This is a genomic window from Desulfuromonas sp. TF, assembly GCF_000472285.1.
Taxonomy (GTDB): domain Bacteria; phylum Desulfobacterota; class Desulfuromonadia; order Desulfuromonadales; family ATBO01; genus ATBO01.
The window spans coordinates 362,910-382,372 of record NZ_KI421413.1 but is presented as its reverse complement, the minus strand read 5'-3'; the positions used below and the strand labels follow the sequence as shown (position 1 = coordinate 382,372).

The following is a 19,463-nucleotide window of genomic DNA, read 5'->3' as shown; positions in this document are numbered from 1 at the left end:
AAGGAGGGGCTGACACCTTCCGATATCGAGGTGGCCTCCCGGCTGAGGCGGGTGGACAAGCCTGTCCTGTTCGTGATCAACAAGGTGGACGGGGAAAAGCAGGAAGCGGGCATCGGCGAGTTCTATGCCCTGGGGGTCGATGAACTCTACACGGTCTCCGCCGAGCATGGCCGCGGGGTGGGTGAACTGATGGATGAGGTGCTGCCCCTTCTTCCGCCGGCCCAGCCTGTCGAGGAGGACCGGGAGGAGGTGCGGCTGGCCATTGTCGGGCGGCCGAATGTGGGGAAATCGTCCCTGGTCAACCGCCTCCTCGGTTATGAGCGGGTGGTCGCCAATCCTCAGGCGGGTACGACCCGGGACAGCGTCGACACGCCGTTCATCTACAATCAGAAACGTTACGTGCTGATCGACACCGCCGGTATCCGGCGGAAGGGGAAGGTGAGCCGGGCGCTGGAAAAATACAGCGTCATCCAGGCGCTCAAAGCCATGGACCGGGCTCATGTGGTGCTGGCGGTCATCGATGCCGAAGAAGGGGTCACCGATCAGGACCTGACCGTGGCCGGCTATGCTTACGAGAAGGGGCGGGCGCTCATTCTGCTGGTCAATAAGTGGGACCTGCTGGCAAAAGATAACTCCACCATGGGGAAATTTCTGGAAAAACTGCGTCTCGACTTCAAGTTTCTTCCCCATGCCCCGGTCATTTTCGTCTCCGCGCTCACGGGCCAGAGGGTTGCAAAGATTATGGCAACGGTCGAGGAGGTGGCTGCGGAATACAACAAGCGCGTTCCCACACCGGCCCTGAACAGGATGCTGATGGAAGCGGTCAAAAGTCATCAGCCGCCGCTTTACCAGGGGAGGAGGCTCAAGTTTTTTTATATCACCCAGACGGCCGTTCGGCCGCCGAGTTTCGTCATTTTCGCCAACCGGGCCGAAGGGGTCCATTTCTCCTATGAGCGTTATCTTGTCAACAAACTCCGCGAATCCTTCGGTTTTACCGGAGCCCCGCTCAGGCTCACGTTCAAAGACCGTGAGCAGCAAAAGGGTTGAACGAAGGAGAATGAAGAAGGCAAACATCCGTTTTGCGTGGCAGGATTTCACTCTTGAGCGGGCTGAAAAACCTTTACTTACTCACCATGCTGCGATATATATTTATTTCTATTTAATTCTAGACTGTTAGACATCGTCTTCGACGCCTTGCGTCCATACTGCCTGGAATCTTCATGAGTCTTGTCGGAAACCTCGAAGACCTCAGTCTGGGGGATATTCTTCAGATCGTCAGCCTCAGCCGCAAATCAGGGGTGCTGTCTCTGGCCAGCCGCGGCCGCGAGGGGAAGGTTGTCTTCAGGGACGGGCAGGTTATCCGCGCCACCTCCACCATGTTCCGCGAAAATATAGGCGACCTGTTGGTTCGCAAGTCCCTCGTCGATATCCCGACCCTCAAAAAAGCCGTATCCATTCAGAAGAAAAGCGACCTTCCCCCGCCACGGCTCGGGGATATCATCGCCGAACATTTCGGCGTTCCCAAGGACAGAATCGAAGAAGCGGTGAAGGAGCAGGTCGAGAAGATCGTTTATAACTTCTTCGCCTGGATGGAAGGGACCTTCTCCTTCGAGCTGGGTGAACCCTCTGAAATGGGAGCGACCACTCTCAACCCCCTGCAGTTCATGCTCGATCAGGGATTGAATCCCCAATGGCTGGCCATGGAGGGGAGTCGAATCCTCGACGAGCGGCGCCACCGGGGCGAACCTGTCGAGGAGGAGGTTTCAGAATCCGTCGTCGACATGGAAAGCCTTCTGGAGCTCGAAGAAGAACCACCCTCAGGCCGTGAAGCCGTGAAGGAAAATCCGTCTTCCTCAGAGACCGAACCGGCCGCCCCGGCAACTGCGGCACCTGGGATGCAGGTCCTTCTGGTGGATGATGACCCTCCCACGGCCGAAGGCATTCGCCGCGCCCTCGGGGCGCTCGGCTATTCCGTTTCCGCATTCAACGAGGGCAATGAATTCCTGGCCGCCGTCGAAGTCGCCGCCCGGGCCGGCGAAGCCCCCGCGCTTCTGGTCGATCTGATCATGCCGCGTCTGAACGGCACCGGCATTCTCGGCGGAATAGAGCTTCTTCAGAATATCAAGAAAAGATTCCCTCAGCTTGCCGTTTTCGTGATGTCGGATCACTCCAACCTTGAAGCCGAAGAAAAAGTCCGGCAATTCGGGGTGTCGGCGGTTATGCCCAAGCCGAAGAAGAACGAAATCCGGGATGAGCGGGGGGCCCGTGCCCTTCAGGCTTTTGCTGAAACCATGAGTGTTTTTCTGGGTGACGCATCAGGGATCGAAGTTCCGGTGGAATCCGCGACCTACAACTGGGGAGCGGAACTCCTCAAGGAAATGGGAGAGGAAACCACTGCGGACCGGCAGGGAAGAGGGCCGGAGTCACCGGGGCTGCACCTTCTCAAAGGAATGCTGCAGGAACTTCACAACCCTTCGCTGGGCGGAGGGATTATTCTCCTGGTTCTTCGTTTTGCAAGTGAACTGATGAATCGGGCGGTCATTTTTCTGGCCAAGGAGAAGGAAATCGTCGGGCTGGGTCAGTTCGGCATCGAACTGAGCGGAGAAATGGCAGATGCCCGTGTCCGAAGGATGAAGATACCCCGAGGCGATAAGTCGATCTTCAACCAGGTTATTGCCGATAAATCCGCCCGCAGGGTCCGCCTCGGCGACAGCCGGTGGGACAACTACCTCAAGGAACAGCTCGGCGGAGACGAGCCGGAAGAGATCTTCCTCGGCCCCATAATCAGCGAGGGGCAGGTCGTGGCCGTGCTGTACGGTGACAACCTGCCTGAGAAATTACCGATCGTCAATACCGAATCACTGGAGATTTTTCTGTCCCAGGCAGGTTTGGCCATGGAAAAAGCCCTTCTTGAACGCCGTCTCAGGGGCAATGTCGCCATCTAGCAAGGAGCGCGGACAGGTGCCTAAAAAGATCCTGATTGCCGAAGATTCACCGACCATGAGGTCATTCATCGTTTCCGCTATCGCTGCCATGGGAGACTATATCCTGGTGGAGGCCGCCAACGGTTTCGACGCCTTGCGCATTCTCCCGCGGGAAAAGGTCGACCTGGTGATCACCGACATCAACATGCCGGACATCAACGGACTTGAACTGGTCAGCTTCATCAAGAACAATCCAAACTACAAAAACACGCCGTTGTTCATCGTCAGCACTGAAGGGAGCGAACGGGACCGGGAAAAAGGACTCGCACTGGGGGCTGACGCCTACCTGGTGAAACCTTTTTCGCCGGACGATCTTCAGGCACTCGTCAGCAGATTTCTGGGGCAGGAGTAATCAGTGACCGACAAGTCGTTATCCAGTGCGATCGGAGATTTCCTGGGAGAGGCCGAGGAAATTATCGAAAAGCTGAACCTCGACCTGGTGGCGCTCGGCGACAGCGCCGACGGGGGAGGAAGCGATCCGGAAATCCTGAACGGTATTTTCCGCGGGGCCCATTCCATCAAAGGGCTTTCGGGCATGTTTGGATTCGACGATATCACTGAACTTGCTCACAACATGGAGAATTTGCTCGACAGCCTGCGGCTTGGAAAGATTTCGTGGAATGCCGAACTTGTCGAGATCCTCTTCGATGCCCTGGAAGCACTTGCGCGCCTGGTTCACGGAAAAGGCGAAAACGAAAACTTCTCTTTCGACGTCAGGCCTCTTGTTCGGCGCATTGACGCCTTCATGAGCGGGGGGCGGCAACCGGGAGGCGATCTTCTCGACACCCTGAAAATTGATTCGGAGATCCTCAACGTCCTCACCGAATACGAGGAGCACCGGCTGCTGGAGAATCTGAACAAGGGGCGCAACCTTCTGCGAGTGAAGGCCACTTTCAGTCTGGCCAGTTTCGATCAGGACCTCGCCGAAATTACAGACCAGCTGAAAAAAAAGGGTGAGGTCATCAGCACTCTACCCTGTGCCGGAGACATATCCGATCGGATAGCGTTCCAGATTCTGTTTGGTTCATCCCAGACGGCGGAGCAGATTTGCTCTCTTCTGGCAAGGGAAGATATCTCCGTTGATCACCTTGGCGGAGGAAACGTCCAACCTTCCGCCGCAGTCAAAGAGTTCGCGGGTCCGGCGGCGGTCGAGGAAATCGAGGAGATGGGAGAAGCTTCGGAAACCTCTCTGAGATCGATCAGCCGGACCGTAAGGGTGGATATCGGAAAACTCGATTTGCTGATGAATATCGTCGGGGAGCTGGTTCTTTCCAAGGGGCTGATCAGCACCATAGCCGAGCGGCTCAAAGCTGAAAAAGAGCGCGAGCTGGGCATGGAGCTTCTCAAAGCCACCCGTACACTTGAGCGGCGCCTGGAAGAACTGCAGAAGGGGGTCATGGAAGTCCGCATGGTCCCAGTGGGTCAGCTCTTCGAGAAAATGTCCCGTATCGTCAGACGGGTTGCCAGCGAACAAGGCAAAAAGGTGGCTCTCGACATTCGCGGAGCGGATACCGAACTGGACAAGCTGATCATGGAGGATCTGGCCGACCCGCTGATGCACATCATCCGCAATGCCATTGATCATGGAATCGAGCCCGTCGACGAGCGCCTCTCCGCCGGAAAATCGGAGAAGGGAACGATCTGTCTCTGGGCGTCTCAGAAGGGGAACCATGTCGTCCTTGAGGTGCGCGACGATGGCCGCGGGATAGATCCGGAGAGGGTTCGCCGTAAGGCCGTACAGAAAGGTCTGATTAACGAAGGGGTGGAATTGCTGCGAGAGGATATCTACGATCTGGTGTTTACGCCTGGTTTTTCCACCCGGGACGAAGTAAGCGACCTGTCCGGCCGGGGGGTGGGAATGGATGTGGTCAAGAACAACATCTCCGCTCTCTCCGGAATGATAGAAATCGACAGCCGGTTTGGAGAGGGAACCGCCATGATCATAACTCTGCCCATCACCCTGGCGATCATCAAGGCGCTGATCGTCAATGCCTGCGGCAGAACCTATGCGATCCCGATCAGTTCCGTACTTGAAACCTTCATGCTCGAATCGTCCGCCATCCGCACCATCGAGCGGCGGGAAGTGGTCGAGCTTCGCCAGAGCACCTTGCCGCTTCTGCGTCTGAGCGAAGTGTTCGGTTTTTCGGAAGCCTCCACAGGGACCGGACGCTCCTTCGTAGCAGTGGTGGGCATGGCGGAAAAGAGACTCGGAATCGTCGTCGACGACCTCCTCGGTCAACAGGACGTGGTCATCAAGTCCCTCGGTAATGCCCTTTCTTTCGTTCGAGGCATCGCCGGGGCGGCTGATCTTGGGAACCAGAAAACGATTCTTGTTCTCGACATCGGAGGGCTGATGAGCGAAACGCTCAGGGGAGAGACGGCCATTCATGTATGAAGGATTTTTCGGCTTCACGGAACGGCCTTTCAGCAAGACCCCAGACCCCCGATTCTTGTTTTTAAGCCGGATGCACGGCGAGGCGCTTGCCCGCCTCATCTATGCGGTAGAGGAGCGGGACCTCATCCTTTTGACGGGAGAGATCGGTTGCGGCAAAACGACTCTGTCACGCGCTCTCATGGATGAACTCGACGAGGGGTACAGGGTCATTCTTTTCATCAACCCGCGGTTGACTCCCCTGGAATTTCTGAGGGGGGTGGCGCTGCGCTTGGGCGTGGAAGATCCGGCAAAGTTCAAGACCGATCTATTGGAGCAGATTGGGTCGGGGCTTTACCGTCTCTATGAGGATGGGATTTGTCCGGTCCTGGTCATCGATGAGGCTCAGTTGGTCCCGCACAAGGAGACCTTCGACGAGATCAGACTTCTGACGAATTTCCAGCTTGACGACCGCAATCTCATGAGCATCGTGCTGATGGGGCAGCCCGAACTGCGCAAGCGGCTGGCTCACCGTGTTTATGAACCTCTGAGGCAGCGCATCGGCATGCAGTACCATCTCTGTTCGCTTTCTCTGGAGGAAACGGCGGAATACCTTGACCACCGTTTACGCGTGGCCGGTGGACAGCCGGGGCTCTTCCTCCCCGGTGCCGTGGAACGCATTTACCAGTATTCCGGCGGCATCCCGCGAAAGATCAATCATGCCGCCTCTCTCGCACTTCTGGAGGGGTTCGGCAGGGAATCTCGGGCCATAGGTCCGGAGGTTCTCGATGATGTTATGGTCGAACTCGATCTCGTTTTTTCGCCGCAGAAGGAAATGACTGATGGATCTTGCTGAAATCCGGAAAAAAGCCCGCTCGCGCAAAGAGCAACCTCCCGGCGACCCCAGCCCCCCTTTGCGGCGAGATGTTCGTTCCGCTCCCTCCATTCAGGGGGCGCCGGAGAAATCAACGGCCGACATCCCTCTGGAACATATTCCGAAGCCCTTGGACCGGCCCGCTGCGATGGATCCCCTGGAAGCACTTTTCCGCTTTCGCCCCGAGATGGAACTGGCGACCGAAGAAAGCTACCTGCAAGGATTAACCGGGCGGGACAGTCAGGAAGAAGACCTGCGGCAGTGGCTGACCTTTACTCTCGGAAGCGAAGAATATGCTCTGGACATCGGACAGATTCGCGAGATAATCAAACCGAGAGAAATAACCGATCTCCCCCGTGTGCCCGACTTCATTCTCGGTATCATTTCCCTGCGCGGGGTCATCATCCCCGTCTTCGATCTCAAAAGGCGATTGAAGCTGGGGACGGCGGAAATCACCTCCGCTTCACGGATCATCGTATGCCAATATGGAGAAAAGTCAGCGGGGCTTGTCGTTGACAGCCTTAATCAGGTGGTGCGTCTTCCGGCTCAGGGTATTGAACCTCCGCCGGCTGTCCTTTCCGGATTGGACCGGGATATGGTGGAAGGGGTTGGCCGGGATCAGGGGAGAATGATGATTCTGCTGGATCTGGCGAATGTGCTGAACGCGGAACTCATCTGATGGAAGAAAGGAGAGGGTAGGTGTCTAAACAAAAGATACTCATCGTAGAGGACGAAGAAAGCCTGCTGAAACTCGAGAGCATTCTCCTGACTTCCAAGGGTTATGCGGTAAGAGGGGTTTCGAACGGCCAGGCGGCGCTGGATGCCATTGCTGAAGAGCTGCCGGATCTGGTGCTGCTTGACATCATGCTTCCGGAAATGGATGGTTTCGAAGTCTGCCGGCGGATCAAGAGCCACGAATCCACCAGGAATATTCCAGTCATCATGTTGACCGCCAAGAAAAGCCGTGAAGATATGGCGCGGGGCGAAACGGTCGGAGCGGATTGGTATATCACCAAGCCCTTCAAATCCGCCATGGTCATCGAAACGATTCAGAGGTTTCTTGCCAAATGATTAGAAATGCTGAAAAAATGGAGGCGCCGGCCAAACCGGAAGAGCTTCGCCAGGAGATCCAGTTGGCCTGCTTCCGCATAGGAACGGAATTGTACGCCCTTGATATTCTTCGCATCAAGGAGATTATCCGGCCGCAGCGGCTGACCCCCGTCCCCAAGGCTCCGGCATTCATTGAAGGAGTGATCAATCTGAGAGGGGTGGTTATCCCGGTGGTCGACCTGCGCAAACGTTTCGACCAGGCGAAAACTGAAACCGATCGCAAGACTCGGGTCATCATCTGTGGCCTCTCAGGCAAAATTCTCGGGTTGATGGTCGATGAGGTATCGGAAGTCCGTCGTTATTCCCGACACGAAATTCAGGCGGCGCCGAAATTCCTCAAAGGCAAGGGAGCGGAGTTCTTCCTTGGCGTCTGCAGAAAAGACGAGGATCTGGTTATGCTGCTGGACCTTGAAAGAATCCTCTCTTCCGACGAAAAGATCGATCTGGATAAAATTGAGAAAACGCCCTGAAAATAAGGGCAATGAAAAACGGATTCACTGTGCTGTGACAGCACGGACCTCCCCGGCCGTCGCCTGTCATCCGACATTTTTTTCCATGCCGACTAGCTGAGATTTTCTCTGACAGTTCCCGGACGTTATTCGATTATTGCGAGGTTTTGATGATTGTAAGTTGCCCCGCCTGTGCGGCGCGTCTGCGTCTGGACCGCCGGCGACTCGGCGGAAAACGGGTGACCCTGAGGTGCGGTCGTTGCCGCGAGGTCTTCAAAGTCGAAGTGCCGTCGGTCACTGTAGAGAACACAGGATTCAGCGTCCTCGTTGCTCATAGCGACCAGGCGCTCTGCGCCACCATCGAAGAAATTTTGAACCGTGCCGGCCTTTCCTGCAGGACCTGCCATGACGGACAGGATGCCCTCGATCTCATGGCTGCGTCGCCCCCCCAGGTTGCGGTGGTCGATGTGGCCCTTCCCGGCCTATTCACCTTTGAGGTAGTGGAAAAAGTACGTAAGAGACCGGGGCTGGAAGAGGTAAAAATCCTTCTGTTATCTTCCGTCTACAACAGAATGGCGTACAAAAGAACTCCCACTTCATTGTACGGCGCCGATGATTATATCGAAAAGCATCATATCCCCGACGATCTTGTTACCAAAATCAATCGGCTGGCCGTGAATGCCGTATCGGCTCCTCCCGGTGAACAGGCTTCCGGGGGAATCACCGTGGGGCAGACCCTTCAGGCAGAGGAGAAGGATCGGGATTCGCAAGTTCTTGATGATGAAGTCAAAGAAAGGATCCGAAGCGCTGAAGAGAATGAGGTTTCGGGGGAGGCTACCGAGGAAAGAATCTTGAAAGCCCGTCGTCTGGCCCGTATCATCGTCTCCGATATCGCTCTTTACAATCAGGACCGTGTCGAGGAGGGGATCCGCCAGGGAACCTTTCATCATTTGCTTTCTTCGGAGATTGATGAAGGAAAGCGGCTTTTCAAAGAGAGGATTGCGCCTGAAATCCGCAGCCTGGAGGATTTTCTGGAGCAGGCCTTTGCGACATTTATCGAACGTCGCAAAATAGAACTCTGTTTGCAGGAGAGCCGGGGTGATTTCCGTGGTGAATGAAAAGAAAATACGCGAGTTGCTGGATTCCGCTCAGGAAGAAGAGAGATTGCAGGGGCTCAAAGAATTAGGTCGCTGCTCCTCCGGGGACTCCGCTCCGGCAATCATTCGAGCTCTGGGAGATGAAAGCTGGCGGGTGCGAAAAGAGGCGGCTGAACTTTTTATCTCTCTGCCGGGTGGGGACGCACTGACCGGGGAAATCATCGAGCTGCTGCATTCCGAGGATAATGCCGGCCTTCGTAATACGGCCGTTGAAATCCTGGTGCGACTCGGTCGTTTGGCCATTCCCCTGCTTCTTGAGGAGCTTTCCTGCAGCGATCACGACGTCCGCAAATTCGTTCTTGATATCCTCGGCGAAATCGGAGATGAATCGATCGTGCCGTCGATGCTCCGGGCCCTGTCCGATCCGGATGACAATGTGCGGGCGGCGGCGGCGGAAAACCTGGGCCGAATCGGCAGTGTTGAATCCGTTCCCGCTCTTATTTCGGCGATGGGACATTCGGATCTCTGGTTCCGGTTCACCGTCCTGGAAGCCCTCGGCGAGATCGGTGCTCCGGTTCCGATGGACAGCCTCCTCTGCTATAAGGATGATCGTCTGCTGAGGAAAGCCTTGTTCGATTGTCTCGGAAGGGTTGGAGATGGGGACGCTCTGCCTGTTCTGATAGAAGGGCTATCCGACCAGGTACGCAACGTCAGGGAATCGGCCGCGGTTGCTCTGTCGCGCCTAGGCGCGAAATGGCCGGAAGCAGCGCCTGAGCAGTTGGCCCGCTTCTGCGGCACTCCGACGGCTGAAGCCGTCGCCGATATGATCGATTCCGCCGACGCCGCCGTACGCCTGTCAGCGACGGAACTCCTGGGCCAGATTGGGGACGGCCGTTTCGCACCCCGTCTCCTGGGCGCGCTCTCTGACGAGGACCTTCGCACCAGCGCAGCAAAAAGCCTGGTCGCGTTGGATAGAGAAGCGGTCTGCGGGCTCATGGAACTCTGGACCGATGCAGACAGCCGCACCAGGACATATCTCTCCTACATTTTCGGCGAAGCGGGATGTCTCGAGGCGATGCAGCTCCTTTTGTCCGCCCTCTCTTCTCCCGACCCTGAGCTGCGTCTGGCTTCAACCCAGTCCCTCGGAAAACTAGGCGAGGCGGCCGCTCTGGTCCCGCTGGTCGACCGCCTGGGAGATTCCTGCGAGGAGGTCAGGGAAATGGCCATGGATGCCCTCAGCAAAGTGGGTATGCGGCACCGGCGGCAGGCCATGACCATTCTCCATCCCCTTCTGAAGCATGAAGATCCCGAATGGCGCATGCATGCAGTGTCGATTCTCGGTCGTCTGGATGGCGGCGACGTCGAGGGCACTCTCACCTTTGCCATGAAGGACGAATCCTCCCTGGTCCGGCGGGCGGCAGTCCGCGCTTTTGAGGGCAAACGCGGGGATGGTCGACTTCAAGCTCTGATGCTCGCCCTGACCGATGAAGATGACGAAGTGCGGCGTCTTGCCGTCGAAGCCCTCGGCACGATCGGCGACTCTCAGGTTGTCGGAGCTCTGGAGCTGGCTTTGCGGGACGAAGATATCTGGGTGCGAAGCGCGGCGGTTCGAGCTCTCGGAGGAATCCCTTCGGAGGAAGCGTTCCGGCTGGTGCAGGGGACCCTGACCGACCCGGTGGGGCTGGTCGCTATCGCCGCCCTCGAAACCCTCTCCTCTATGGGGGCCGAAAAGGCCCATTCCTCTCTGGTCGCCACTTTGACCCATGACGATGAAGAAGTCGTGAATGCGGCTCTTCAGCTCCTGACTGCCGGCGGTCGCAGCGACTGGATCCCTCCAGTGCTAGAGAGTCTGCTCAATCATCGGCATTGGGAGGTGCGCCTCACCTTTGCCCGTGCCCTGGCCGAACTCGTGGGGGAAAGCTGCCGTCACCATCTGGAAGAAAGGCTCCTGGTCGAAGGGGAGGATCTGGTTTGCCATCAGCTCCGGGGGCTTCTTTCGGATTCTGGCAAAGCTTCTGAGGTGAGTCGTTAATGCTGTTCTTTACCCCCGACATACCTCTGAACGACGAGGAATTTCGTCTGCTGCGGGATTTCGTCTATCAGCACTGCGGGCTGCATTTTACCGAAGACTCCAAATACCTGCTGGAAAAACGTCTGGGCAAGCGGCTGCAGCATCATAAAATGAAGAACTTCAAGGATTACTACTATCTCCTGCGTTACGGGCGACAAAAGGAGGAAGAACTCAATGAAGTCATCGATGCCCTGACTACCAATGAGACTTATTTCTTCCGGGAGGACTTTCAGCTCAAAACCTTCACCCAGGAGATTCTTCCGGAGATTCGCGAACGCAAGGCGAGGGAAGGGGATCGAAAGCTCCGGATCTGGAGTGCGGGATGTTCGACCGGCGAGGAACCCTATACCATTGCCATGCTGCTGCACGACATACCCGCTTTTGCAGACTGGCAGGTGGATATCATCGGCACCGACATCAGCCATAAGGTTCTGCAGACTGCGCGGAAGGGGGTTTACGGATCCGCGTCCTTCCGCAGCACGGAGACTGCCGTGCAGCGGCGTTTTTTCACCGAGGTCGACGGGAAGCATCGCATTGCCGATTCTCTGAAAAAGCTGGTCACCATCAGCCATCTGAATCTCTTCGACACCCCCCGGGTCGCCCTTCTTGGGAAAATGGACGTCATTTTCTGCCGCAACGTGATCATCTATTTCGATCTTGCTGCCAAGAAGCGGGTGGTGGAGAATTTCTATCAGAGACTCAGGCCGGAAGGATTTCTTCTCCTCGGACATTCCGAATCGCTGATGAGCATCACGAACGCCTTTGTCCTGAGACACTACACCCATGACATGGTTTATCAGCGTCCGCCGCAGACGGGGGGTGGGGAGTGGCGATGATGAACGACCAGGTGCGGGTGCTCGTGGTGGACGATTCGGCTTACAATCGACGCACCATCATCAAAATGCTCGAAACCATCCCGGGGGTCGAGGTGGTCGGTTATGCGGTCAACGGGGAGGAGGGGCTGCGAAAGGTCTTCGACCTCAAGCCAGACCTGATCACTCTAGATCTTGAGATGCCCCGCATGGACGGCTTCTCTTTTCTGCGGGTGGTCATGCAGAACCGGCCGACTCCGGTGATCGTGGTTTCGGCGCGATCCGAAGACGAAAACGTATTCCGGGCCCTCGAGTTCGGCGCGGTCGAATTCGTGGCCAAGCCCTCGGCCAGGGTTTCGCCGGAACTTTTCAGTATCCAGGAAGACCTGCTCCAAAAGGTTCGGACCATCGCCCGCACCGATATGAAGAAGGTCCTGAACCGCCCCGCTCCCGGCACCGCTGGGCCCTTGCGGCAGGCCGCCAAAATCAGGGCAGCAGATGGGGAACAGATCAATCAGGTGGTTATCGCCGCTTCAACGGGGGGACCGCCAGCTCTTCAGGCCATTCTCTCAGCTATAAGGGAGCCGATTCCCCTCGGCATCGCCATCGCCCAGCATATGCCTCCGGGATTCACCAAGGCTTTTGCCGATCGTCTCAACAAGTACTGTCCTCTGGAGATCCGCGAGGCCCGTTCGGGGGACCGGATGCGTCCCGGTACCGTTCTGGTGGCGCCCGGCGCAAAGAATCTGCTTTTTCGCCGGCGCGGCGACGAAGTCCTGGCGGAAGTCGTGGAGCCCGCTGCCAATCAGCGCTACACCCCGTCGGCCGATGTCCTGTTCACTTCCGCCAGTGAAATTTTCGGATCTCGATTGCTGGGAGTCGTCCTGACCGGCATGGGGAACGACGGCGCCCGGGGGGTGGTGAGCATCAAGGAAGAGGGTGGCGCCGTCCTTGCCGAGGCGGAAAGCAGCAGCGTGGTCTTCGGCATGCCCAAGGAGGCCATCGCCACTGGTAAGGTGGACAAGATTGTGCCGCTGCCTCAGATGGGAGGGGCGATCCTCCACCGTTGCGGGTTTGGTCGCTATTCCGCTTAGTGGCATCGGGAAGTTCAGGAGGAACTCGGGTGAATTTCCGGGTAGCAGACGGAGAGTTCTTCCTTCGGGGGCAGAAAGTCTGAGGTTGCTCAAGAGGATGAGGCCGCTGTGGCGGAAAAGAAACCGTTATCCGGACGGAAAGACAGTGTAAAAGGTCGACATTTATTCCGGGTGCTGGTAGGATTGCGCCTGATATCGGGCACCTGTCAAGTTTAATGGCGTCGCAAAAAGTCCGCCCTACGGCGTTACGGTGTTTTTTCAGGACCTCGACATACCTGATGTATGCCTTCGCCCCAGAAAAACCACCATGCCTTGTAGGACGAAATTTTTGCTTAGCCATCCTCTGAGTTTTTGCGAGTGCATCAAGTTTAGGAGAATACCATGGCGGAAAAAGACGACACCAGAGGTTCGGCAAGCAGGGCCGAGGAATTTCTGCAGGTCTTTAAGAAGGGTGCCGAATTCACCCAGGAACTGCTCAAGGAAAACGAGCGGCTGCGTTTTCAGATTCTGCAACTTCAGGAAACCGTCAAGACAGAGGGCGGCCTTTCCGGTATCGAAGCGGAAAAGTTGCTTCGCCGCATTGAGGAGCTGGAGCAGGAGAAGAGTGAGATTCTCGATCGCATCAAGCAGATAGAGGCGGAGAACCTCGATTTCGCCAACCGTTACGTCGAGATCGAGACGGAAAACAACAATCTGGCCAACCTTTATATCGCCTCCTATCAGCTCCATTCGACTCTCGATTTTCGCGAGGTCCTTCAGGTCATTACCGAGATCGTGATCAATCTCATCGGCGCCGAAGAATTCGCCATCATGCTTCTGGACGAAAAAACCAACAAGCTGCAGGCGGTGGCCACGGAAGGTCTGGAGCAGTCCGAACTGCCGAAGGTCGGCATCGGCGAGGGGATCATCGGTCAGATGGCCAAAACGGGAGAAAACTACTTCATCGATGAGATGGAGGGATATGTCAGGGATTTCAATCATCCCATTGTCTGCATCCCCCTCAAGATCAAGGAACACGTCATCGGCGTGATCGTCATCTATAAACTGCTGGTTCAGAAGGACCGGTTTGCCGAGGTGGATTACGAACTCTTTACCCTGCTGGCAGGTCATGCCGCCACCGCTATCTTCTCTTCCAAGCTCTATTCTGAATCGGAACGGAAGCTGTCGACCATCCAGGGTTTTCTTGATCTTTTGACCAAATAGTCCGGGGAGGGATTTTTCATGTCTACCTTTAAGGTGCTCATCGTTGAAGATTCGCCAACCATGCGCCAGCTCATCGTATTCGCACTGAAGCGTCTGCGCGGACTCAACATCGTCGAGGCGAATGACGGCGTGGATGGTCTGAAGAAGCTGTCGAGCGAAAAATTCGATCTGATCTTCACCGATATCAACATGCCTATAATGGATGGGCTTAAGCTGGTGAGCCTTGTTCGCAACGATCCCAACTACAAGAATGTGCCGATCGTCATCATCACAACGGAAGGGGCGACGGAGGACCGGGACCGCGCCCTGGCCCTGGGAGCGAACGACTATATCACCAAGCCGATCCAGACGACCAAAATACTCGAGGCCGCCCGGCGTCTGTTGAACCTCGGAGCATAAACGCCTGTCCTGCGAATCCGGGGGTTGACAATCCCGGTTCATTGTGTAAATACTCGGGATTGCCTGGACCCGTCCGGTCAATCTCCACTATTCATAGTTCCTCAAGGAGGCTCTTTTGGCTAAAGAAGAAGCGATTGAAGTCGAGGGATCGGTCATCGAACCCCTCCCCAATGCCATGTTCCGGGTCAAACTGGACAATGGCCATATCGTACTGGCTCATATTTCCGGCAAAATGCGCAAATTTTACATCCGCATTCTCCCCGGCGACCGTGTCACCGTGGAGCTTTCCCCTTACGATCTGAGCCGGGGGCGGATTACCTACCGGGAAAAGTAAGTTCGTTAGCAACGGCCGGGGCCGGACTGAAGCGAGGGCGAGGTTCCCCTCGCCGCCCATCTCTTCCGTTGCGCTTTTTCGGGGATCGCCCCGGCGTTTACCTTGATTCATACCGGCACAGGCCGGTTTTCCTGTTTTTACCGGAGCCGAAAGGGCGCGGAGGAGATATGCAAGAGCGCTATGAACCCAGTGCCGTAGAGAGCAAGTGGCAGTCCGTCTGGGAGGAGAAAAAAACCTTCAAAGTAGAGGAGCGAGTCGACAGGAAGAAATTCTACCTCCTGGAAATGTTCCCCTATCCTTCGGGACGCATCCATATGGGACATGTCCGCAACTATTCCATCGGCGATGTGATAGCACGATTCAAGCGGCTCCAGGGGTTCAACGTCCTTCATCCCATGGGCTGGGATGCTTTCGGCATGCCTGCCGAAAACGCCGCGATTCAGCATGGAATCCATCCTGCCAAATGGACCCGCGAAAACATTGCCAACATGCGCTCGCAGCTTAAGCGGATGGGCTTGTCCTACGACTGGGACCGCGAACTGGCCACCTGCGACGTCGACTACTATAAATGGGAACAGCTCATTTTCCTCCGGATGTTCAAAAAGGGGCTGGCCTACAAGAAGAGTTCTTTCGTCAACTGGTGCCCCGAGTGCCGGACCGTTCTGGCCAACGAACAGGTGGAGGACGGGTGCTGCTGGCGTTGCGACAGCGAGGTGGCACAGAAGGAGTTGGAGCAGTGGTTCTTCAAGACGACCGAATACGCCCGTGAACTGCTGGAGGAAACCGATCGTCTGAAGGGATGGCCGGAGCCGGTCCTGACCATGCAGCGCAACTGGATAGGGCGCAGCATCGGCTGTGAAATCGAATTCCCCCTGAAAACCTCGTTGAAGAAGATTCGCGTCTTCACAACGCGTCAGGACACGCTGTACGGAGCCACCTTCATGAGCCTGGCCCCGGAGCACCCCCTGGCGCTGGAACTGACCACTTCGGAGCAGCGGGAGGCGGTGGAAGCGTTCATCGACCGGGTCAAGAAACAGGACAAGATAAAACGCACCAGTGAGGACTTCGAAAAAGAGGGGGTCTTCACCGGATCCTACTGTATAAACCCGGTCACCCGGCTGCGGATGCCGGTTTTCCTGGCCAATTTCGTTCTCATGGACTACGGCACCGGGGCGGTCATGGCGGTCCCCACCCACGACCAGCGCGACTTCGAATTCGCCCGCAAATACGATCTTCCCATGACCGTGGTCATTCAACCTGAGGGCAAAAGCCTTGATCCGGAGGCCATGTCCGAAGCCTGGACCGGGTCGGGCGTCATGACCAACTCCAGGGAGTTCGACGGTCTCGACAACGAGGAAGCCAAGGAACGGATCGCCGAATACCTTGAGAAGGAGGGGATCGGTAAAAAAACGGTCAACTACCGTCTTCGCGACTGGGGCGTATCGCGCCAGCGTTACTGGGGGACGCCCATCCCCATCATCTACTGCGATGTCTGCGGGGTCGTTCCGGTGCCTGAGCAGGATCTTCCGGTGGTTCTGCCGACCGATGTCGAATTCACCGGGGAGGGGGGAAGCCCTCTGGCGAAGAGCAGCGCCTTCGCTACCGTCACCTGCCCCCAGTGCGGCGATGCGGCGCGGCGGGAAACAGACACCTTCGACACCTTTGTGGAGAGTTCCTGGTATTTCGCCCGTTTCACCAGCCCCGATTTTCCTTCCGCTCCCGTCGACCGCCAGGCGGCCGAATACTGGCTGCCGGTCGATCAGTACATCGGCGGTATCGAGCACGCTGTCATGCACCTGCTTTACGCCCGCTTTTTTACCAAGGTGCTGCGCGACCTCGGGATGATGAACGTCGATGAACCTTTCCGCAACCTCCTCACACAAGGGATGGTCTGCATGGAAACCCGTTCCTGTCCCGAGCATGGGTGGCTCTATCCGGAGCAGGTCGGAGACGGAAAATGCACGATCTGCGGCAAGGAAACGCGTGTCGGCCGTAATGAGAAGATGAGCAAGTCGAAGAAAAACGTGGTTGATCCAGACAGCCTCATAGAGCGCTTCGGCGCCGATACCGCCCGTCTCTTCTCCCTCTTCGCCGCGCCTCCGGAGAAGGACCTGGAATGGAATGAGCAGGGGGTGGAGGGTTGCTACCGTTTTCTCAACCGGGTCTGGCGGGCCATTTATGATAATCTGGAGCTGATCGAAGATAACCGGCCGCCTGAAACGGAAGGAGATGCCAGGATCCTGCGTCGTACGACCCACCGGACCATCCGGAAGGTGACTGACGATATCGACGGCCGCTTCCATTTCAATACGGCCATCGCCGCCGTCATGGAACTGGTCAACGCCATCTATGCGTTCGATCGCAAAGAGGAGAATCCCGGGGCGCTCAGGGAGGCCCTGGAGACGGTGGTTCGCCTTCTGGCTCCTTTCGTCCCCCATGTCGCCGAAGAAGCCTGGAGCGGCCTGGGACACGAGGGAGGGATCGAGGCCGCAGGGTGGCCGGACTGGGATGAATCGGCTCTGGTCGAAGACGAAAAAGTCATTGTCATTCAGGTCAACGGCAAGGTCCGGGGGAAGGTGACCGTCGCGGCGGATGCCGATGAAGAAGAGGTGCGGAAGGCGGCTCTGACCGAGGAAAACGTGGCCCGTTTCACCAGCGGAAAAACGGTGCGAAAGGTGGTCGTCATCCCCGGCCGGCTGGTCAACGTGGTGGTGGCGTGATGCGGCGCCTGATTCTTTTCTGGGTACTTCCGTTTCTTTTGTGCGGCTGCGGTTATCATCTCTCCGGAGACGTGAACAACCTGCCTCCTGAAATCCGGACCCTCTATATCGAACTCTTTGCCAATCGTACCGCCGAGCCGTTTCTGGAAAACCTCATCACCAAGGAGGTGACAAGGGAGTTCGCCCGGACCCGCAGTCTGCATATCACCGAAGACCGGACCCGCGCCGACGCTGTTTTGTCCGGAGCCGTCACCGCCTATTCGACCTCTCCGGTATCTTTCGGACTAGACGACGAAATAACCGAGTACCGATCGGCCATGGCCGTCGATGCCGTCCTTTATCGTGCTTCCGATGGCAAGACTCTGTGGAAGGGAAGCCTTTCCTGGACGGAGGAGTATCCTTCCAACGACGACAAGGCCGTCCAGGAAGACAATGAGGCCGAAGCCATCGATGTCATCATCGAACGCCAGGCCGAGGAGCTTTATTTCAGGATCGTGGACAATTTCTGACCGGAGAGGCTCTCAGATGACGCCTGTGGAACTCGATCGGAATCTCGCAGCGCATAAAATTCCACCGCTGCTCTTTCTCTTCGGTGAAGAAACCTTTTCCCTGGAGCGGACGTTGCAGCGCGTACTCGATCTGGCCGTCCCCCCCGATACACGCGACTTCAACTATAACCTTTATCACGGCCGGGAATCCCGAGCCGAAACCATTCTCGATACGGTCCGCACCCTCCCTCTGTTTGCCGCGCATCGCATGGTGCTGGTCAAGGATGCCCAGAACCTAGCCGCCGCAGAGCTTGAAGCGTTTGTTCCCTATCTGCAGCATCCCATGCCGGAAACTGTCCTGGTTTTCACCGCCGACAAGATCGACCGGCGCAAGAAGTTTTTCCAGGAATTCAATAAAAAGGGAGAGTTGGTCGAATACAAGAAGCTGTACGACAATCAGATCCCGGCATTTGTAAAATCCCAGGCCCATGAGGCGGGACGCTCTTTCACCGAGGATGCTCTGGCCCTGTTCTGCCGACGGATGGGGACCAATCTCCAGGAGGTGCACGGCGAATTGAGCAAGCTCTTTGCCTATCTGGGGGAGAGGAATCTGGCCGATGTCAAAGATGTGGCCGCCGTTGTTTCCGATACCCGGGTGGACAGCATCTTCGACCTGACCAACGCCATGGGAGACAAGAATACCGGAGAGGCATTGCGTCTTCTGAGCAGGCTTCTCGCTGAAGGGGTGGCCCCGCTGCTCATCCTCAGCATGATGGTGCGGCATTTCCGGCAGCTCTGGAAGACCCGGGAGCTTCTTGAACAGGGAACGGGCAAACAGGATCTCTGCCGACGCATCGGGATAAACCCTTATTTTCTCGACGGACTAGTAAAACAGGCCCGGCGGTTTTCTTCAGTGCAGTACCGGCACTCCTTCGAACTCTTTCTTGACGTCGATATGGCGCTCAAGTCAAGCGGGGCTCATCCGGCCGTCTTGCTTGAGAAGCTGGTGCAGGATATTGCGGTGGGCGAGCCCGGCTGACGAGTAAAAAAAAAAGGGGCCGCACGGGCCCCTTTTTTTTATAGCTGAAGCAAACTCGACTAAGCTTGAAGGGCGTTCACCAGTCTGGTAAGGCGGGAGATTTTGCGGCTGGCGGTTGCCTTGTGAATGATTCCTTTGGTGGCGGCTTTATCGATAAAGGGGATGACCCTCTCCAGAGCCGTCTTGGCCGATTCGGCATTGCCTTCGGCGACCGCCTGGCGGACCTGTTTGACATAAGTCCTCATGGTAGACCGAATGTGCGTGTTGCGGGCATTGCGCAGAGCGTTCTGCTTGTTTCTCTTGATCGCGGATTTGTGATTGGCCAAGGTTTTATCCTCCAATGGATTAAGTGATGACGCTAGTTTGACTTAGGGTCCGATTTATAGCATTGGATGTTTTTGCAGTCAAGATAAAAAAT

The 19,463-nt window shown here is 56.6% G+C and carries 19 protein-coding genes; 18 read left to right on the top strand and 1 reads right to left on the bottom strand.

From position 1 onward, the window contains the following. The 18 genes from der to holA all read left to right on the top strand — a co-directional run. Positions 1–1,047, top strand: a 1,047-nt coding sequence (der, locus tag DTF_RS21855) for a ribosome biogenesis GTPase Der (RefSeq protein ID WP_035055610.1), incomplete at its 5' end; no start/stop codon positions are given. A 173-nt stretch (positions 1,048–1,220) separates the two neighbouring features. Beyond that, positions 1,221–2,945 carry a response regulator gene (locus tag DTF_RS0104360; RefSeq protein ID WP_027714327.1) on the top strand — a complete coding sequence of 575 codons (1,725 nt, stop codon included), beginning with the start codon at positions 1,221–1,223 and terminating at the stop codon, positions 2,943–2,945. A 16-nt stretch (positions 2,946–2,961) separates the two neighbouring features. Then, positions 2,962–3,336, top strand: a complete 375-nt coding sequence (locus tag DTF_RS0104355; protein ID WP_027714326.1) for a response regulator — start codon at positions 2,962–2,964, stop codon at positions 3,334–3,336. A gap of 3 nt (positions 3,337–3,339) precedes the next feature. Next, positions 3,340–5,379 carry a chemotaxis protein CheA gene (locus DTF_RS0104350; protein ID WP_027714325.1) on the top strand — a complete coding sequence of 680 codons (2,040 nt, stop codon included), beginning with the start codon at positions 3,340–3,342 and terminating at the stop codon, positions 5,377–5,379. Continuing rightward, positions 5,372–6,211 carry an ExeA family protein gene (locus DTF_RS21850; protein WP_051360888.1) on the top strand — a complete coding sequence of 280 codons (840 nt, stop codon included), beginning with the start codon at positions 5,372–5,374 and terminating at the stop codon, positions 6,209–6,211. Before DTF_RS0104350 ends, DTF_RS21850 begins: the two co-directional genes overlap by 8 nt. Next, positions 6,198–6,908, top strand: coding sequence for a chemotaxis protein CheW (locus DTF_RS0104340; protein ID WP_051360885.1), 711 nt, complete (start codon positions 6,198–6,200; stop codon positions 6,906–6,908). Before DTF_RS21850 ends, DTF_RS0104340 begins: the two co-directional genes overlap by 14 nt. Before the next feature lie 20 nt (positions 6,909–6,928). Continuing rightward, positions 6,929–7,300 carry a response regulator gene (locus tag DTF_RS0104335; RefSeq protein ID WP_027714323.1) on the top strand — a complete coding sequence of 124 codons (372 nt, stop codon included), beginning with the start codon at positions 6,929–6,931 and terminating at the stop codon, positions 7,298–7,300. Next, positions 7,297–7,809 carry a chemotaxis protein CheW gene (locus DTF_RS0104330; RefSeq protein WP_226989153.1) on the top strand — a complete coding sequence of 171 codons (513 nt, stop codon included), beginning with the start codon at positions 7,297–7,299 and terminating at the stop codon, positions 7,807–7,809. Before DTF_RS0104335 ends, DTF_RS0104330 begins: the two co-directional genes overlap by 4 nt. A gap of 149 nt (positions 7,810–7,958) precedes the next feature. Continuing rightward, positions 7,959–8,906, top strand: coding sequence for a response regulator (locus tag DTF_RS25175; protein ID WP_081702791.1), 948 nt, complete (start codon positions 7,959–7,961; stop codon positions 8,904–8,906). Continuing rightward, positions 8,887–10,917: a HEAT repeat domain-containing protein gene (locus DTF_RS21840; RefSeq protein WP_051360882.1), complete on the top strand. Its 2,031-nt coding sequence runs from the start codon at positions 8,887–8,889 to the stop codon at positions 10,915–10,917. Before DTF_RS25175 ends, DTF_RS21840 begins: the two co-directional genes overlap by 20 nt. After that, positions 10,917–11,792, top strand: coding sequence for a protein-glutamate O-methyltransferase CheR (locus tag DTF_RS0104315; RefSeq protein ID WP_027714321.1), 876 nt, complete (start codon positions 10,917–10,919; stop codon positions 11,790–11,792). Before DTF_RS21840 ends, DTF_RS0104315 begins: the two co-directional genes overlap by 1 nt. Continuing rightward, entirely contained in the window at positions 11,792–12,862 is a 1,071-nt protein-coding gene (locus DTF_RS0104310) for a chemotaxis response regulator protein-glutamate methylesterase (RefSeq protein WP_027714320.1), read from the top strand. Before DTF_RS0104315 ends, DTF_RS0104310 begins: the two co-directional genes overlap by 1 nt. Before the next feature lie 381 nt (positions 12,863–13,243). Then, positions 13,244–14,065: a GAF domain-containing protein gene (locus DTF_RS0104305; RefSeq protein ID WP_027714319.1), complete on the top strand. Its 822-nt coding sequence runs from the start codon at positions 13,244–13,246 to the stop codon at positions 14,063–14,065. An 18-nt stretch (positions 14,066–14,083) separates the two neighbouring features. After that, positions 14,084–14,464, top strand: a complete 381-nt coding sequence (locus DTF_RS0104300) for a response regulator (protein WP_027714318.1) — start codon at positions 14,084–14,086, stop codon at positions 14,462–14,464. 115 nt (positions 14,465–14,579) lie between these two features. Beyond that, on the top strand, positions 14,580–14,798 hold the full coding sequence (gene infA, locus DTF_RS0104295) for a translation initiation factor IF-1 (RefSeq protein ID WP_027714317.1): 219 nt from the start codon (positions 14,580–14,582) through the stop codon (positions 14,796–14,798). A gap of 167 nt (positions 14,799–14,965) precedes the next feature. Next, positions 14,966–17,518: a leucine--tRNA ligase gene (gene leuS / locus DTF_RS0104290; protein ID WP_027714316.1), complete on the top strand. Its 2,553-nt coding sequence runs from the start codon at positions 14,966–14,968 to the stop codon at positions 17,516–17,518. Continuing rightward, entirely contained in the window at positions 17,518–18,027 is a 510-nt protein-coding gene (gene lptE / locus DTF_RS0104285; RefSeq protein WP_027714315.1) for an LptE family protein, read from the top strand. Before leuS ends, lptE begins: the two co-directional genes overlap by 1 nt. A 16-nt stretch (positions 18,028–18,043) precedes the next feature. Continuing rightward, a complete protein-coding gene (holA, locus tag DTF_RS0104280) occupies positions 18,044–19,045 on the top strand; it encodes a DNA polymerase III subunit delta (protein ID WP_027714314.1) in 1,002 nt (333 codons plus the stop codon). A gap of 59 nt (positions 19,046–19,104) precedes the next feature. Here holA and rpsT read toward each other — a convergent pair whose 3' ends face one another. Then, entirely contained in the window at positions 19,105–19,371 is a 267-nt protein-coding gene (gene rpsT / locus DTF_RS0104275) for a 30S ribosomal protein S20 (RefSeq protein ID WP_027714313.1), read from the bottom strand. Positions 19,372–19,463 lie beyond the last annotated feature (92 nt).

What these genes read in the sequence shown, in the direction of transcription:
- DTF_RS0104360 (WP_027714327.1), top strand. Translation starts at nt 1,221, where the DNA reads ATGAGTCTTGTCGGAAACCTCGAAGACCTCAGTCTGGGGGATATTCTT.
- DTF_RS21850 (WP_051360888.1), top strand. Translation starts at nt 5,372, where the DNA reads ATGTATGAAGGATTTTTCGGCTTCACGGAACGGCCTTTCAGCAAGACC.
- DTF_RS0104340 (WP_051360885.1), top strand. Translation starts at nt 6,198, where the DNA reads ATGGATCTTGCTGAAATCCGGAAAAAAGCCCGCTCGCGCAAAGAGCAA.
- DTF_RS0104330 (WP_226989153.1), top strand. Translation starts at nt 7,297, where the DNA reads ATGATTAGAAATGCTGAAAAAATGGAGGCGCCGGCCAAACCGGAAGAG.
- DTF_RS25175 (WP_081702791.1), top strand. Translation starts at nt 7,959, where the DNA reads ATGATTGTAAGTTGCCCCGCCTGTGCGGCGCGTCTGCGTCTGGACCGC.
- DTF_RS0104315 (WP_027714321.1), top strand. Translation starts at nt 10,917, where the DNA reads ATGCTGTTCTTTACCCCCGACATACCTCTGAACGACGAGGAATTTCGT.
- DTF_RS0104310 (WP_027714320.1), top strand. Translation starts at nt 11,792, where the DNA reads ATGAACGACCAGGTGCGGGTGCTCGTGGTGGACGATTCGGCTTACAAT.
- DTF_RS0104305 (WP_027714319.1), top strand. Translation starts at nt 13,244, where the DNA reads ATGGCGGAAAAAGACGACACCAGAGGTTCGGCAAGCAGGGCCGAGGAA.
- DTF_RS0104300 (WP_027714318.1), top strand. Translation starts at nt 14,084, where the DNA reads ATGTCTACCTTTAAGGTGCTCATCGTTGAAGATTCGCCAACCATGCGC.
- leuS (WP_027714316.1), top strand. Translation starts at nt 14,966, where the DNA reads ATGCAAGAGCGCTATGAACCCAGTGCCGTAGAGAGCAAGTGGCAGTCC.
- lptE (WP_027714315.1), top strand. Translation starts at nt 17,518, where the DNA reads ATGCGGCGCCTGATTCTTTTCTGGGTACTTCCGTTTCTTTTGTGCGGC.
- holA (WP_027714314.1), top strand. Translation starts at nt 18,044, where the DNA reads ATGACGCCTGTGGAACTCGATCGGAATCTCGCAGCGCATAAAATTCCA.